General features: G+C 69.7%; 19 protein-coding genes. 8 read left to right on the plus strand and 11 right to left on the minus strand.

What is annotated here, in order from left to right:
* Nucleotides 1-206: 206 nt before the first annotated feature.
* From AQJ46_RS28600 to AQJ46_RS28615, 4 genes are all read right to left on the minus strand, one after another.
* The gene (locus AQJ46_RS28600; protein WP_059208293.1) at nt 207-1,169 is read right to left on the minus strand and encodes a nucleoside hydrolase; all 963 of its coding nucleotides are present in this window, start codon (nt 1,167-1,169) and stop codon (nt 207-209) included.
* 38 nt (nt 1,170-1,207) lie between these two features.
* A complete protein-coding gene (thrS, locus tag AQJ46_RS28605; protein ID WP_059208373.1) occupies nt 1,208-2,422 on the minus strand; it encodes a threonine--tRNA ligase in 1,215 nt (404 codons plus the stop codon).
* 334 nt (nt 2,423-2,756) lie between these two features.
* A complete protein-coding gene (locus AQJ46_RS28610; protein ID WP_059208374.1) occupies nt 2,757-2,942 on the minus strand; it encodes a DUF397 domain-containing protein in 186 nt (61 codons plus the stop codon).
* Nucleotides 2,943-2,944: 2 nt separating this feature from the next.
* Nucleotides 2,945-3,826, minus strand: coding sequence for a helix-turn-helix domain-containing protein (locus AQJ46_RS28615; protein WP_059208294.1), 882 nt, complete (start codon nt 3,824-3,826; stop codon nt 2,945-2,947).
* 224 nt (nt 3,827-4,050) lie between these two features.
* Between AQJ46_RS28615 and AQJ46_RS28620 the strand changes: the two genes are divergently transcribed.
* On the plus strand, nt 4,051-4,524 hold the full coding sequence (locus AQJ46_RS28620; RefSeq protein ID WP_059208295.1) for an ATP-binding protein: 474 nt from the start codon (nt 4,051-4,053) through the stop codon (nt 4,522-4,524).
* Nucleotides 4,525-4,658: 134 nt separating this feature from the next.
* Nucleotides 4,659-4,871 carry a DUF4287 domain-containing protein gene (locus tag AQJ46_RS28625; RefSeq protein WP_059208296.1) on the plus strand — a complete coding sequence of 71 codons (213 nt, stop codon included), beginning with the start codon at nt 4,659-4,661 and terminating at the stop codon, nt 4,869-4,871.
* 23 nt (nt 4,872-4,894) lie between these two features.
* On the opposite strand, the gene AQJ46_RS28630 is transcribed toward AQJ46_RS28625, so the two are convergent.
* Nucleotides 4,895-5,623 carry an SDR family oxidoreductase gene (locus AQJ46_RS28630; RefSeq protein ID WP_059208297.1) on the minus strand — a complete coding sequence of 243 codons (729 nt, stop codon included), beginning with the start codon at nt 5,621-5,623 and terminating at the stop codon, nt 4,895-4,897.
* A 70-nt stretch (nt 5,624-5,693) separates the two neighbouring features.
* On the opposite strand from AQJ46_RS28630, the gene AQJ46_RS52550 reads away from it, so the two are divergent.
* Nucleotides 5,694-5,834, plus strand: coding sequence for a MerR family DNA-binding transcriptional regulator (locus AQJ46_RS52550; protein ID WP_225887412.1), 141 nt, complete (start codon nt 5,694-5,696; stop codon nt 5,832-5,834).
* 175 nt (nt 5,835-6,009) lie between these two features.
* Nucleotides 6,010-6,705, plus strand: a complete 696-nt coding sequence (locus AQJ46_RS28635; protein ID WP_059208298.1) for an alpha/beta fold hydrolase — start codon at nt 6,010-6,012, stop codon at nt 6,703-6,705.
* Nucleotides 6,706-6,762: 57 nt separating this feature from the next.
* On the opposite strand, the gene AQJ46_RS28640 is transcribed toward AQJ46_RS28635, so the two are convergent.
* Nucleotides 6,763-7,197: an Rrf2 family transcriptional regulator gene (locus tag AQJ46_RS28640; protein ID WP_059208299.1), complete on the minus strand. Its 435-nt coding sequence runs from the start codon at nt 7,195-7,197 to the stop codon at nt 6,763-6,765.
* A 128-nt stretch (nt 7,198-7,325) separates the two neighbouring features.
* On the opposite strand from AQJ46_RS28640, the gene AQJ46_RS28645 reads away from it, so the two are divergent.
* The gene (locus AQJ46_RS28645; protein ID WP_059208300.1) at nt 7,326-8,075 is read left to right on the plus strand and encodes an SDR family NAD(P)-dependent oxidoreductase; all 750 of its coding nucleotides are present in this window, start codon (nt 7,326-7,328) and stop codon (nt 8,073-8,075) included.
* 152 nt (nt 8,076-8,227) lie between these two features.
* Here the strand turns inward: AQJ46_RS28645 and AQJ46_RS28650 are convergent, their stop codons facing one another.
* A complete protein-coding gene (locus AQJ46_RS28650; RefSeq protein WP_057609435.1) occupies nt 8,228-8,446 on the minus strand; it encodes a hypothetical protein in 219 nt (72 codons plus the stop codon).
* Nucleotides 8,447-8,490: 44 nt separating this feature from the next.
* On the minus strand, nt 8,491-8,727 hold the full coding sequence (locus tag AQJ46_RS28655; protein WP_059208301.1) for a hypothetical protein: 237 nt from the start codon (nt 8,725-8,727) through the stop codon (nt 8,491-8,493).
* A gap of 153 nt (nt 8,728-8,880) precedes the next feature.
* Between AQJ46_RS28655 and AQJ46_RS28660 the strand changes: the two genes are divergently transcribed.
* A complete protein-coding gene (locus AQJ46_RS28660) occupies nt 8,881-9,456 on the plus strand; it encodes a dihydrofolate reductase family protein (RefSeq protein WP_059208302.1) in 576 nt (191 codons plus the stop codon).
* A gap of 68 nt (nt 9,457-9,524) precedes the next feature.
* Here AQJ46_RS28660 and AQJ46_RS28665 read toward each other — a convergent pair whose 3' ends face one another.
* A complete protein-coding gene (locus tag AQJ46_RS28665) occupies nt 9,525-10,472 on the minus strand; it encodes an LAETG motif-containing sortase-dependent surface protein (protein ID WP_059208303.1) in 948 nt (315 codons plus the stop codon).
* A 255-nt stretch (nt 10,473-10,727) separates the two neighbouring features.
* Here AQJ46_RS28665 and AQJ46_RS28670 point away from each other — a divergent pair, with 255 nt between their 5' ends.
* Complete coding sequence (locus AQJ46_RS28670; RefSeq protein WP_059208304.1) at nt 10,728-12,389, plus strand: glycoside hydrolase family 13 protein; 1,662 nt, start codon at nt 10,728-10,730, stop codon at nt 12,387-12,389.
* Between the two features lie 2 nt (nt 12,390-12,391).
* Here the strand turns inward: AQJ46_RS28670 and AQJ46_RS28675 are convergent, their stop codons facing one another.
* Complete coding sequence (locus AQJ46_RS28675; RefSeq protein ID WP_208617001.1) at nt 12,392-13,159, minus strand: DUF4142 domain-containing protein; 768 nt, start codon at nt 13,157-13,159, stop codon at nt 12,392-12,394.
* A 250-nt stretch (nt 13,160-13,409) separates the two neighbouring features.
* On the opposite strand from AQJ46_RS28675, the gene AQJ46_RS28680 reads away from it, so the two are divergent.
* Nucleotides 13,410-14,090, plus strand: coding sequence for a DUF6445 family protein (locus AQJ46_RS28680; RefSeq protein WP_208616996.1), 681 nt, complete (start codon nt 13,410-13,412; stop codon nt 14,088-14,090).
* Nucleotides 14,091-14,110: 20 nt separating this feature from the next.
* Here AQJ46_RS28680 and AQJ46_RS28685 read toward each other — a convergent pair whose 3' ends face one another.
* A complete protein-coding gene (locus AQJ46_RS28685) occupies nt 14,111-14,569 on the minus strand; it encodes an FxLYD domain-containing protein (RefSeq protein ID WP_059208305.1) in 459 nt (152 codons plus the stop codon).
* Nucleotides 14,570-14,604: the final 35 nt, after the last annotated feature.

Below are 14,604 nucleotides of genomic sequence, written 5' to 3' on the forward strand. Positions count from 1 at the left end.
GATGGCAAGTGGTCACGTCCGGCGATTCGAGAAAGGCCCGGGAATCGCGGGGTGCGGTACAGGGAGGGCCGCACAGAGTCCTTTTTAGGGCACTTTGCCGATTTCCTCGCTATATGCCTGCATGGCTACCGCGTGGGCGAACCGCGAGCCGGTGCTGCGGGCATGGCAAGAGGCCCCTACCGCCAGGAAGCCATTGGTACGGGCTGTCAGGCCCCCTCCACCGCCGTCAGCCACAACTTCACGTACCGCTCCACATCCACTCCCAACCCCACGTCCACGAGTGTCACTTCACGCTCGCCCTCGTGGATCTCGGACTCCCCGGGACGGCGGCGGCGGTCGACGACGGTCTGGCCGCGGGTCGGGCCCGGGGCCAGGCTCACTTCCACCGGCAGGAGTTCGGTGGTCAGTCCGTCCGGGTCGACGACCGCGCAGACCGCGCCCGCGTCTCCGAGGCCGCCCGTGGGGGTGGGGTCGCCGGAGGTGGCCGGGTCGCGGTGGGCGAGGAGCTCGCCGGCCATGCGCAGGCTGGGCTCCGAACTCGCCCGCAGCCGCTGGACGTCGGCCGCGGGGACGACCACCTGCTCGAACACGTCCAGGCCGTACATGGTGATCGGCACGCCCGCGGTGAGCAGCACGGCGGCCGCCTCGGGATCGTGCCAGACGTTGAACTCCGCGACCGGCGTGGCGTTCCCCGTCGCCACCGCGCCGCCCATGAACACGATCCGCTCGATGTTCCGCACCACGTCGGGGTGCGTACGAAGGAGCAGCGCGATGTTGGTGAGCGGCGCGGTCGGGATCAGCGTGACCGGGCGGGGCGAGGCGAGGATCTCCCGCCTGAGCAGGGTCACCGCGTCCACGTCCACCGCCACCCGGGTCGGCGCGGGCAGCCCCAGGTCACCCATGCCGTCGAGGCCGTGCACGTGCTGCGCGGTGCGCACGGGCTCGATCAGCGGCCGCGCGGCACCGCGGGCGACGGGGATGTCCCCGGCGCCGGCCTGCTCCAGAACGGTCAGCGTGTTGCGGACGACGCCGTCGACGTCGGTGTTCCCGGCGACACAGGTGACCGCGCGCAGGTCGATCCCTGGATGCCGTACGGCGAACAGCAGGGCAAGGGCGTCGTCGACACCGGTGTCGCAGTCGATGATCACCGGGGTGGGCTGACCGGTCACGGCGGGGGTCCTTTCGTCACTGGCGTACGGGTCCGACCCTACGCAGCCGCCCAGAGTTCGGCCCCGCAATCACCGGCCCGGGCACCGATCCTCTCCAGCAGCTCGTCGACCGGCACCGCTCCTGGCCTACGGCCGTCCCGCAGTCGTACGGCCGCACAGCCGGAGTCGGCCTCCCGCTCTCCGATCACCGCCTGGTACGGCACGAGGCGTGCGGCACGGACGCGGGTGCCGAGGGTGCCGTGGCCGGGGCCCGAGAGTTCGGCCCGGACACCGCGCGCTTCGGCCCGCCGTACGAGGTCAAGGGCCCGTTCCTCCTGGGCGTGGCCCACTGGCAGAACCACCAGCTGTACGGGCGCGAGCCACACCGGGAAGGCGCCGCCGTGCGCCTCGATGAGATGGGCGACCGCCCGCTCCACGCTGCCGATGATGCTGCGGTGGACCATCACCGGGCGGTGTTTGCCCCCGTCGGGGCCGATGTAGTGGAGGTCGAAGCGTTCGGGCTGGTGGAAGTCGATCTGGACGGTGGAGAGGGTGGACTCGCGGCCGGCGGGGTCGGTGATCTGTACGTCGATCTTGGGACCGTAGAAGGCGGCCTCGCCCTCGACGGACTCGTACTCGACGCCGTCCAGGACCTCTTCGAGCAGGGCGGTGGCGCGGCGCCAGAGCGCGGGGTCCGCGACGTACTTGCCGGAGTCGCCCGGGAGGGACAGCCGGTACCTGGACGCTCGGATGCCGAGGTCGTCGTAGGCGCGCCGGATGAGTGCGAGGGCGGCGCGGGCCTCCGCCACGGCCTGCTCCGGGGTGCAGAAGATGTGGGCGTCGTTGAGCTGGATGGAACGGACGCGGGTGAGACCGCCGAGGACGCCCGAGAGTTCGGAGCGATACATGCCGCCCAACTCGGCGATCCGCAGCGGAAGTTCACGGTAACTGTGGGACCGCGACCGATAGATGAGGGCGTGGTGCGGGCAAAGGCTGGGCCGCAGCACGACCTCCTCGCCGCCCAGCCGCATCGGCGGGAACATGTCGTCGCCGTAGTGCGACCAGTGCCCGGAGATCTCGTACAGCTCCCGCTTCCCGAGCACCGGCGAGTACACATGCCGGTACCCGGCGGCCCGCTCCACCTCCCTGACGTACTCCTCCAGGACATGCCGTACGACGGCCCCGTCGGGCAGCCAGTACGGCAGCCCCGCGCCCATCAGCGGATCGGTGTCGAACAGATCGAGCTCGCGGCCGAGCCGGCGGTGGTCGTGCATGGGGTTCACGGGGTTCTCCCTCGCGGCGGGGGGCGAGGAACCGACGGGAACGACAAAACCCCGGGGCACTCGCCCCGGGGCTTCGGACTGCGTCAGCTGTCAGCGCACCGGGACCTGCTCCGGCGTCGTCGTGATCGAGGGGATGGCTTGGGCGCGCTGCATGGGGTGAGGGTAGGGGGAGGGGTGGGGGTGGGGCGAAGGGTTTTTGGGCGCCTGTGGGGACCCTTCGGGAACTGGCCGCGTCTGCTGCCGTGGTCCGGAGTGGGTCAGGTCAGGGTCCGGTAATCGGGGGACATGCCGCCGTGGGCTTCGGTCCAGGTCATGTGGGGCCTGGTCAGGGATGAGCCTGGTGCAGGGACCGTATGAAGGTGGTCCAGGTGTCGGGGACGATCTGGAGTATCGGTCCGTGGGGGGTCTTGGAGTCGCGGACGGCGATGACGCTGGGCAGGTTGCGGGCGACTTCGACGCACTCGCCGTTGCCGCTGCTGTGGCTGGACTTGGCGAACTCGAAGTGCGGCACGGTCACAGCTCCTTGCGGATGCGTTCGATCAACTCGACGGAATCGTGAAGAGCGAGTCCGTTCCTTGCGATCCGCTCGAACTTGGTGTTGTGACGGGCGGCGTCCGCCTCGCTCTCCAGCCACAGCGTAGACGAGGTCGTGTCCATGTAGACCACGTCCATCGCGCCGGGTTCGGCGAAGGAGACGACGCTGAAGGCGCTGGTCATGCCGGGGTGGGAGCCCGCGAGGAACGGGACCACCTGAAGCTTTACGTTGGGGAGCCGGGATGCCTCGACCAGGTGCTCCAGCTGGGTCCGCATGACCTCGCGGCCGCCGACCAGTTGACGCAGCGCTCCCTCGCCGACAACGGTCCACAGCTCGAGCGGGCTGCTGTCCGTCAGCCGCCCCTGCCGGGCGACCTTCGCCTCCACGAACCGCTCGATCTCACCTGGCTCGTCCCAGTCGGCGTTGCCGATCGCCAGCGCCCTGGCGTAGTCCGGCGTCTGCAGCAGGCCCGGGACGAAGGCCCCTTGCCAGGTGCGGATGCTGGTCGCGATGTCCTCCAGGGCGACGTACTCCACCAGGGAACGCAGCTCGGGGTACTGGTTCCACCACCCCTTGGCCTTGCGGCGCTCCCGATCGGTCCTGGCGAGGCTCAACAGCCGCTCCACGGCCTTCGGATCGGTTACCCCGTACAACTCGCACAGGATCTTGATGTCGGGATCGCGGAAAGGCACCCACCCGCGCTCCATCTTGGCCACCTTGGCGGCCGTCGCCGACAGCGCCTCCGCAGCCTGCGGCTGGGTCAGGCCGACCCGGTCCCGCAGCCTCAGCAGTTCACCGCCCAACTTGCGCGCGAGGACGGTGGATACGCGGGCTCCGCGCGTGAACTGGCCTGTGGACACCTCGGGTCACCTCCTGATCGTGGCCAGTGTGCGGTTCACCGGAGCCACAGCACAACCGAAACTGGAGACATATTTCCCCGAGACCGCTTGCGCGGACACCAGGCGCATCACTACCTTCAGTACTCGATCGCCTACACAAAGAAACCAGTTGGCGGAAGCGCACCGTGCTGCCCGCACGGCGAAGCCACCCCAACACCCCAGCCCCCGCACACCCGGAGGACACCGTGAACGACTCCTGCCCTCCCCGCCCGCCCACGTCCTACGACCGCTACGACGAGGTCAGTTACACCCCGTACCCGCGCAGCATCCCCCTCGCCCGCAGACGCGTCGCCGGACTCGCCGTCGACTGGGGTCATCCGGCCCTCGCCGGCGACGCGGCACTGCTGGCAAGCGAGTTGTGCACGAACGCCCTGCTGCACGGCTGCCTACGAGACCGTCTCTTCCGGGTCGAGACGACCCTCACCACCACCGCCCTCCGCATCGCGGTGACCGACCCGAGGGGAGAACGCCTCCCCGGCACCCGACCGCCCCGCCCTGACGACCAGTTCGGACGGGGCCTGCTCATCGTCCGCGTGCTGGCGGGCCGTTGGGCGGTGGAGAGGCTCACGGTCGGCAAGACGGTATGGGCGGAACTGGACCTGCCGAAGAAGCAGGATGCGTGGCTACACGGAGGCGAGGAGAGCTATTGGAGGAGCTGAACATGCTGCCCCGCATATCGGCGAGCGCGAGGTGTGACGCAGCGCACCTTCCTCGACCGATGACTCCGTTGGTGCCCCTCGGTCATACCGGCGACAACACCGGAGCAACACAACGGACGGACAGGATGACTGACATGACCGCCACCGTGAAGGGCCCTGCCAGCTACTTCCCTTCCATCGAGAAGAAGTACGGCCGCCCGATTGCGGAGTGGAAGGACCTCATCCACTCCTCGCCTCTGACCAAGCACATGGAGCTCGTGCACTGGCTCAAGGCCGAGCACGGGCTGGGCCACGGTCACGCCAATGCCCTCGTCGCGCACACCCTCGCCGAGCAGTCCGGAAACTGAGCTGCCACGCACGGGGGCACCCCTCAGGCCGTCATCAGCGCCGCCAGGGCGCGATCCATCGCGGCGTTGAACTCTTCCGGCGTCAGCGGCAGACGGGACTTGACGTCCCGACTCCACTGGTCGGCGAGGACCTCGGCGGAGCCCGCCTCGACACCGTCGAGCGCCGCGTCGGCCAGGTCCGACGGCGCGATCTTGTCCACGGGCCAGCCCGCGGCCATGTCGGTGTCGGCCAGGCCGAGGTGCACCGCTGTGACGAGCGTGCCCTGCTCGGCGAGCTCCAGGCGGACGCCGTTGGTCATGGCCCAGGCGGCGGCCTTGGTCAGGTGGTAGGCATTGGCCCCCTGGCCCCCGAACCACGACATGGCGGAGAGGACGTTGACGATCGCGCCCCCGCCGTTCCTGGCGAGCGCCGGCGCGAACTCCCGGATCATTCCCAGGTGGCCGAACACGTTGGTCTCCAGCTCGTGCCGCACCGCGTCCAGCGAGCCGGTCACCAGGTCGGTCCCCGTCTGGATCCCCGCGTTGTTGACGAGCAGCGAGACGTCCGCGGCGGCCTCGGCGGCGGCCCTCACGGATGCGGGATCGGCGATGTCGAGGGGCAGCACCTCGACCCCGGGCAGGTCCACGGTCTCCGGTCGGCGGGCTGTCGCGTAGACCTTGCGGGCGCCCCGTTCGAGCAGGCGCTGGGCGAAGGCGCGGCCCAGGCCGCGGTTGGCTCCGGTGACAAGGGCAACTGAGTTGTTGATGTCCATGGCCCGTACGCTAAAACCTGACGCCAGCGTCAGAGGCAAGTGCTGTCGCCAACCCAGGGGTTGGGAAGTGATGGCCGCGGCCGAGCGGTTGATCCGCATCGGCGAGGTGGCACGAGGCGCAGGCGTCCCAGTGCCCGCCGTGCGCTACTACGAGCGGCATGGGCTGCTCATCGCGCCGCCGGCCCGGCCCAGGCAGGCCGGCGATCCGTGAACGCACCCCACCTTGCGCCCCTCGTCGGCGCCGGAGCCCGCTTCGAACGCGGCCACCTCGTCGAACTCTCCCCACTCGATTCACGTCTTGCCTCCCCTTTTGCTCTGCCGCAGACCTCCACAATCGAACTGAATTCACTTAAGGTTCGGTGAAGTCATTGACGAGGAGGTCAACCATGGCGTTTGTCCTGATCCACGGTGCGAGCTTCGGCGCGAACTGCTGGGACGAGCTGATCCCCCATCTCGGTGCGGAAGCGTTGGCAGTCGATCTTCCCGGGCGCGGCAGCAGGGCCGGAGTCGACCTGGGCACGATCACTCTCGCGGACTGCGCCGATGCGGTCCGGGAGGACGTCGAGGCGAAGGACCTGCGGGACGTCGTACTGGTCGGTCACTCCTTCGCGGGAGTCACGATGCCGCGCGTCCTGGATCTCATACCCGACCGGATCCGCCACGTCGTCCTCGTGTCGGCCGTGGTGCCGACGGACAGATCCCGGGTGCTCGACCAGATCGATCCCGAAGTACGGGGCCTGGTGGAGCAGTCCATCGCCGACGGCGTCTACCACCAGACCCGCGAGGGTGCCGCCGCGATGCTGTGCAACGACTTGGACGAGGCGACCACCACGTCCGTCCTGGACCGGCTCACCGACGATTCGGCCGCCCTGCTGAGAGAGACAGTGGACCTCAGCGGCTACGGACGCGACATCCCCCGGACCTACGTGCACCTCACGCGGGACCAGTGCTACGTCGAGGAACTCCAGCAGCGATCCATAGCGTTGCTCCGGCCCGACGTCATCGACCTCGACACCGGTCACATGGCAATGATCAGTGCGCCCGAAAAGCTTGCCGCAGTCCTCAACACCATTCACGGCTGATCGCCATGCCGGCCTGCGGTCGGCGGACCGTGGTGATGCCAGGTCGCAACGGAGGCGCTAGCGAGGTGCCGCGAGTACGTCCCGGAGTACGTTCTCGAGCGTGACGCGGGCCAGCTCCTGTCTCAGGGTCTCCTCGATGCCCTCGTAGATGCCCTGCATTGCCGGCTGGATGCCGTGACCCACCACGCATTCCTGGTCCGGGGTGGTGCGGTGCATCGCGAACAGCGGGCCGGGTTCCACTGCCTCGTACACGTCGAGCAGGGTCATCGACTCCAGCTCGCGCGCCAGCGACCAGCCCGCGCCCGCGCCCCGCCGGGACTCCACGAGCCCGGCCCTGCGCAGCTCGCCGAGCAGCCGTCTGATGACCACTGGGTTGGTGTTCGCGCTGGTCGCGATCTGCTCGGAGGTGGCGACCTCATGGCCCTGGCGCTGATAGAGGCCGATCCAGGCCAGCGCGTGGGCGGCGATGGTCAGCCTGCTGTTGGCACTCATGAGCCCCTCCTCTCGGGCGCAACGCTTTATGTTACGACAGCTCAGTCGTAACAGCGATGGTTGCAACAGTCTGTCGTAACAATTAACGTTGCGACTGCCGGGAAGGGTCAATCAACGAGGTGAGAAGAATGAGCAAGCCACTCATGGGCAAGGTCGCCCTGGTCACCGGGGGGTCGCGCGGACTGGGAGCCGCGACCGTACGGCTGCTGGCCGAGCAGGGCGCCGACGTCGCCTTCACCTACGTCAGCTCCGAGAAGCAGGCGCAGGCAGTCGTCGACGAGGTGCACGGCAAGGGAGCCAAGGCCGTCGCCTTCCAGTCCGACCAGGCGGACACGAGCCGGGCGCCGGCGCTGATCGACGACGTGGTCGCACACTTCGGCGGCCTGGACATCCTCGTCAACAACGCGGCGATCTCCGTGGCCGGCGCGGTGGACGACCCGGACGCCGACACCGCCGCACTGGACCGGATGCACGCCACCAACTACCTCGGCGTGATCGCCGTCATCCGGGCCGCCTCCCGAGTGCTGCGCACCGGCGGCCGCATCATCACGGTGAGTTCCGGACTGGGCTCCCGGGTCGGCGCCCCCGGCCTTGCCGACTACTCGGCGACCAAGTCCGGGATCGAGAGGTACACCATGGGGGCCGCACGAGACCTCGGGCCCCGGAACATCACGGCCAACGTCGTGGAGGCGGGACTGATGGAGGGCGGCATGCAACCGCCGGACCCCGAGACCCTCAAGGCCCTGGTCAGCTCGCTGTCCCTGCAGCGCATGGGGCACCCCGACGAAATCGCCGCGGCGATCGCCTTCCTGGCGAGCCCGGCCGCGTCGTACGTCACGGGCGCGGTGCTGGACGCCCACGGCGGCTACAACGCCTGAACCCGAACCCCTGCCGCACGCCCCGAAGGACATCGCGCCTTCGGGGCGCGCACCGCCGACGACCCGCGTGTGCGTGGACACGCCTCAGGAAGCCGGGATCGTGATCGTGTTGCCGGCTCCATGGGCCACAGTCACTCCGACCCACCAGGACCTCACCCCTCCGCCCCCCACCGCTCGGGCCCACCCCCCTTCCACTCGATCCACGGCGACTGCGCCACCTCCGCCGCGTCGATCTCCAGGCCCGCTCGCCGGAGGAACTCCGCGACGTCGGTCAGGTTGTGGGCCAGGCCGAGGATCTCGCCGTCCACGCGTACGCGGCGGCCGCCCGTGGGGGACGGGGGGTGCACGATCACGCGGATCGGTCCGGACATGTCCTCAGGATCGTCCGGGGCGTACGGTCCCGCACTTCGGTCCGTCATCGCTCGAGCCGTTCGCTCACGCTGCCGATGCCCGACCGCCCCAGGTCACGCAGTTCCCGCCACTCGGCGGGGCGTGGGCGCCCGCGCTGCCAGTGGGGATGGAAGAAGACCTGGGCCGACAGCCGGTGCAGGCGTCGGCGCAGCTCGGTGTGGCCGGGGCGCTCGGCGAGCTCGTGGTAGATGGCACTCCACTCACGCTGTGCCCGGGCGAGGTCGTCGGGGAACGATCGCATGCCCGGATTCAATCATGTGTTCGATTTATTGGGCCATGGCGGGCCCGGCGATGAGTTCCGGAGGGGTGCCGGGTCTACAGGGACGAAGGAAGACCACCGAGATGTCCACTGAGAAGTCCCCTCAGAAGTCCATCGAGAAGGCCGGAGAACGACATGACCGCCACCTACACCTTCGACGTCTTTTCCAGCCTCGACGGCTACGCCGCCGCCGGCGGTGACTGGACCGGCTACTGGGGCAAGCAAGGGCCCGAGTTGCTCGACCACCGCCTCGCCCTCTACCGCGAGGAGCAGCGGATGGTGTTCGGGGCCACCACCTACCGGGCGTTCGCGCAGATGACGGCCGAGAGCACCGAGGATTCCGATGTGCGCGACCCCTGGGTCACCCGGATGAGGAACCTGCCGACGACGGTCGTGTCGACCACGCTGGAAGGCCCCCTCGACTGGCCGGACGCGATCGTCGCTAGCGGCGACGCCGTGGATGTCGTAGCGCGGCTCAAGAAGGAGTCCGACGTGCCGCTGCGTTCACACGGCAGCCTGTCGATGAACCGGGCGCTGATGGCCGCCGGTCTGGTCGACCGCGTGCAGGTGACGCTCTTCCCCGTCATCACCGGCCGGACCGGCCTGGACCCGGTCTTCCGGGGTGCGGCCGACTTCGATCTGGAGCTGCTGGAGAGCCGGACGCTCGACGGTCACACCCAGGAACTCGTCTACCGGCCCACCCTTCACTGAGCGCCGCGGACAACCGAAAGGGCCGCCCGCACCGCGAACGGTGGGACGGCCCCGTCAGTCAGAAAGGGTCAGGCGCGCGAGGCCTTACGGCGACGCGTGGCCAGCACGATGCCCGCGCCACCCGCGAGCAGCACCGCAGCACCGCCCGCGATCAGCGGGGTGTTGCTGCTGGCGCCCGTCTCGGCGAGGTTGTCGCCGCCGCCACCGTTGGGGGTGGGCGCGGCCGGAGTCGTCGTGGACTCCGAGGCCGACGGGGTCGGGGTGGACGTCGACGGGGTCTCCGAGGCGGGAGGCGTGCTCTCGGAGGCCGGCGGGGTGGACTCCGAGGCCGGCGGGGTCGACTCCGAGGCCGGAGGCGTGGTCTCCGAGGCCGGAGGCGTCGCCGGGGGCGTCGACGGCGGGGTGGCCGTGCAGTCCTTCGTGCCGCCGTTCCAGGCCGCGATCAGCTTGTCCTTGATGACCGGGTGGTCCGGGCCCTTGGGGAGGTCGCCGTGCGGAAGGCCGTCGTTGGCGTCCAGCTTGCCGTCGAACTTGGTGTTGCCCCGGTAGAGGTCGATCTGCGCGTAGCAGCCGACGTCCGGGATCGAGATGTCGAGGGAGTCGACGGCGCCGGCCTTGACGGTCACGGTGTCGAAGTCGTGGAAGACCTGCTCGCCGGAGGTGGCGAACGTCGGGCCGTGCGCGCGGTAGGACGCGAGAGAGGCCGTGCAGGTGGACGCGTCGCCCGCCGCGCGGACCTTGACGTGGACCTTGCCGTCGTCGGTCGGCTTCAGGTTCAGGTCGTCGACCTTGACCGAGGCGAAGAAGTTCTTGCCGTCGAGGGAGAACTCGCAGCGGTCGGTCTCGGTCTTCGAGCCGGCGCCCGTACCCGGCTTGTAGCTTCCGCCGTCCTCCCAGCCCTTGCCACCGGGGCAGTCGGATGCCGAGGCGACGGAGGCGAGAGCAGCGGAGAAGGCGAGCGTCGCGGCGCCCGTCCCCAGCAGGCGCCGCAGGGTGACACGTCTCGCTATGGACATACGTATCCCGTCAGAATGAGAGTGAGTGATCTCAGAAAACACTGGGCCCATTGGTCACATGCGCCACGGTGTTCACACATCGTGGATCTCTCTGCGGAATGCTGTCAACCTGCGGTGATACAACGCCGGTTCAGGAGCCATCACAATTTCGACACACCGGGAACGGTCAACTCCGCATAACCCCGGTTCACGTTTCCGACCAGTGGGCAGATATCCCCTTTATTTCCCGCACGGACATATTGCAGAGGAGCCCGCGTGACCGCCCGCACCACCACGCCCGACCTCTCCGGCAAGGACCCCGACTGGTGGCGGCAGGCCGTCGTCTACCAGGTGTATCCGCGCAGTTTCGCCGACGCCGACGGTGACGGCCTCGGGGACATCCAGGGCGTCACCGAGCGCCTCACGCACCTGGCCGCCCTCGGCGCCGACGCGCTGTGGCTGAGCCCCTTCTACCCCTCCGAGCTCGCCGACGGCGGCTACGACGTCGCCGACTACCGGGACGTCGACCCGCGCCTCGGGACGCTCGACGACTTCGACGCGATGGTCACCGAAGCGCACCGGCTCGGACTGAAGGTGATCGTCGACCTCGTCCCCAACCACACCTCCCACCAGCACGTATGGTTCCAGGAGGCCCTCGCGGCCGGCCCCGGGTCCGCGGCGCGCGAGCGGTACGTGTTCCGCGACGGACGCGGCGCGCACGGCGAACTCCCGCCCACCGACTGGCAGTCCGTCTTCGGCGGCAGCGCCTGGCGGCGGGTGCCGGACGGGCAGTGGTACCTGCACCTGTTCGCCCCCGAGCAGCCCGACCTCAACTGGTCGCACGACGAGGTCCGCGAGGACTTCCGCACCACCCTGCGCTTCTGGTCCGACCGCGGGGTCGACGGCTTCCGCGTGGACGTGGCGCACGCGCTGGCCAAGGACCTGACCGAGCCGTTGCGCGACCTCGGGGACCTGCCCGGCGTAGCGGAGGAGGCCCTGGGCCACCTGCCGCCGGGCGGCCACCCCTACTGGGACCGCGACGAGGTCCACGAGATCTACCGCGACTGGCGCACGATCCTCGACTCCTACACCCCGCCCCGCATGGCCGTCGCCGAGGCCTGGGTCCCGGGCCCGCGCCGTGCGCTGTACGCCCGCGCGGACGAACTCGGCCAGGCCTTCAACTTCGAGTACCTGCAGACGGCCTGGGACGCCGGCGAGCTGCGCCAGGTCATCACCGACTCCCTGACCACCGCCCGCGCGGCCCACGCCTCGGCCACCTGGGTGCTCTCCAACCACGATGTCGTACGGCACGCCTCCCGCCTCGTGCTCCCGCCGGGCACCGACGAGAACGCCTGGCTGCTGTCCGGCGGCCACGCACCCGCCGTGGACGGACACCAGGGCCTGCGACGCGCTCGCGCGGCCACGCTGCTCATGCTCGCGCTGCCGGGATCGTCGTACGTCTACCAAGGCGAGGAACTCGGTCTGCCCGAGGTCGCCGACCTGCCCTTCGAGGTGCTCCAGGACCCGATCTGGGAGCAGACGGGCCGGGTCCGCAAGGGGCGCGACGGATGCCGGGTGCCGCTGCCGTGGACGACGAGCGGTCCGTCGTACGGCTTCGGAGCCGGCGGTGCCTGGCTGCCGCAGCCGGAGTGGTTCGCCGGGTACGCCGTGGAGGCCCAGGACGGTGTCGAGGGCTCCACGCTGGAGCTGTACCGCACCGCCCTGCGCCTGCGCCGCAAGCTCCTTCAGGGGGAGGACCTCACGTGGGCGGACGCCTCCCCGGCCGACGTGCTGGACTTCGCCCGGCACGAGGGCTGGCGGTGCGTCACCAATCTGTCGGACCGGGCCGTCCCGCTCCCGGCGGGGGAGGTACTGCTCACCAGCAGCCCGCTGGAGGACGGGCTGCTGGGACCCGACACGACCGCCTGGCTCGGTTAGGGCTAACCCACGGTCGGCGTCGGGGTCGGGGCCGCGCCCGCGGCCGGGGTGGCGCCGTTCGCGTTCTCGCCGGGGACGCCGAGCGGTGTCGAGGTCGGGTTCGGCGGCGGGGTGAGCACGACCATCGGCGCGCCGGGCTGCGGGGCCGGCGGCGTGAGGTCGGTGTCGGGCAGTTTCGGCGGAGTGGTCTGCATGAAGAGGGCCTGGTCGAAGTTGACGAAGCCGGTCTTCTCCATGACCGTCATGTGGTCGAGCACCGTGTCGTTGGCCATGTCGGCCAGCGACCGCACCAGTGAGTTCTTGGTGGTGGAGCGCACCTTCGAGATCGTGTTGAAGATCGAGCCGTGCGTCACCCGCAGGATGTTGGCGAAGTTCGTGTCGAACTGCTGGCCATTGCTCGACTCGATCGTGTTCACGAAGCCGACCTGCTGCGGGCTCGCCACGTTCGGGATGGTGATGTTGAGCATCGGGGCGATCTTGCGGCAGGCGGCGTCCAGCGCCGCGTGTCCGTCGATGAGATGCCTTCCGGCTTCCTTCACCTCCGGGGTGGTGCCCTTCTGCAGGGCTACCTCTCCCAGCGGGTACTCCCACAGGCCCGCCGCACGCACCTTGACGACGAAGTCCCGGTCCAGCTCGGTCAGCGGACCCCACTGCGTCTGGGCGATGATTCTGTCCTGAGCGGTCGCCGCCTGACTGACACCCAGCATGGACGGGTACGCGAGAGCGGCCAGCGTCAGTGTGAGGGCTCCGCCCACGACCAGCGTTCCCATCGCGTTGCGCGAGAGTGGCACCGTGCCTCCTGCCCGGTAGGGTTCCCCGCCGGGAGGCGGGTCGGACGCACAGGAGTACGCACGCGGGGCCGTAGTTGTTCACCACCTCTTCCGGAGGATGACCGGGCTCACAGACGCACCGTCAGGACAGACCCCCGGCCGCCGGTTGACCGTCCGTTGACCGGTTCGCGGGAAAGTCCTGGCGAAATCGCGGGAGAGACCTGACGGGCCCCGGACCTAGATTCGCCGCATGTCCATGCCACAGCGGTCGCAGCGGCCCCTTCCCGTCCTGCCCTACCGCAAGCCCACCAAGGGTCGCGACTACTGGGTGATCGACGACGTGCTCCCGGATGTCGACGCCGTACGGGAACGCTGCCTCGCCAAGGACGACTGGGTGAAGGGATATCCGTACACCTCGGAGACCTGGCCGGGACTGCGGACCATGCCGGGGCTCGAACCCGGTGAGCTCGGGAGGATCGAGCGGCTGGTGAAGCAGGCGACCGGGGCCAAGGAACTGTGGGTGCAGCGGGCGCCCGGCGGGGGCACCCTCAACCACAACTGCGTCCAGGTCGTGGGGGAGGGCGAGAGCGAGCCCCGGCCGCACACCGACTCGCGGGCGCTGTGCCGGTACGCCGCCGTGCTGTATCTCAACCCCGGCGTCCCCAAGGACTGCGGCACCAGCTTCTACCGGCAGGCCATGCCCGGCGGCCGGCTCGGCGGCAACGTGGTGCAGGCCCCGCACAACAACCTCGTCGAAGCCCTCGGCACCCGCTTCGTCGCGCCGGACGCCTTCGAGGAGGACGTACGGGTACCGCACCGGTACAACCGGCTGCTCCTCTACAACGCCAACCTCGTGCACAGCGCGACCGGTTACTCCGGCAGCACGCTGGAGGAGAAGCGGATGACGGCCGTCTTCTTCTGGATGGCGTGACGGGATGGCGTGACCGGGCCCTAGTGGCGGACCGCTCTCGGCACCCTCGCCCGCACGTCCCCCGTCAGGTCGTGCGTGCTGCGCGCGGTTCCCTTCCCCGTGCCACCCGCGGGTACGTCCGACACGGTCAGCACGACCGCGTCCAGCAGTTTGCCGTTCTTGTCGGTGAAGTCGACCTCGACGGTGAAGGACTTCGCCGAGTCCGCGGAGTTGGTGGCGGTGACCTCCACCGTCGTACGACCGTCCGAAGCGGTGGCGGGGGCGCCGAGCCGTACGTCGTCCCTGGCGTCGGCGCCGTTCTTGATGTCGTCGAACCGCCTGCCTGCCTCCGCCGTGGCCGACGACACCGCCTCCCCGGCGCGGGACGCGGCCGACGCGACCTTGCTCGCCACCGACGACGGGCTGTCGTCGTCGGAGCAGGCGGTCAGGCCGGTGAGGGCCAGAGTCGTCAGCAGCGCGGCAGTCGTCCAGCGTGTCATCTCGCCTCCAGCGGGGTGTCCCTCCAGTGAAGGGC

Source organism: Streptomyces canus (assembly GCF_001514145.1).
GTDB lineage: Bacteria > Actinomycetota > Actinomycetes > Streptomycetales > Streptomycetaceae > Streptomyces > Streptomyces canus.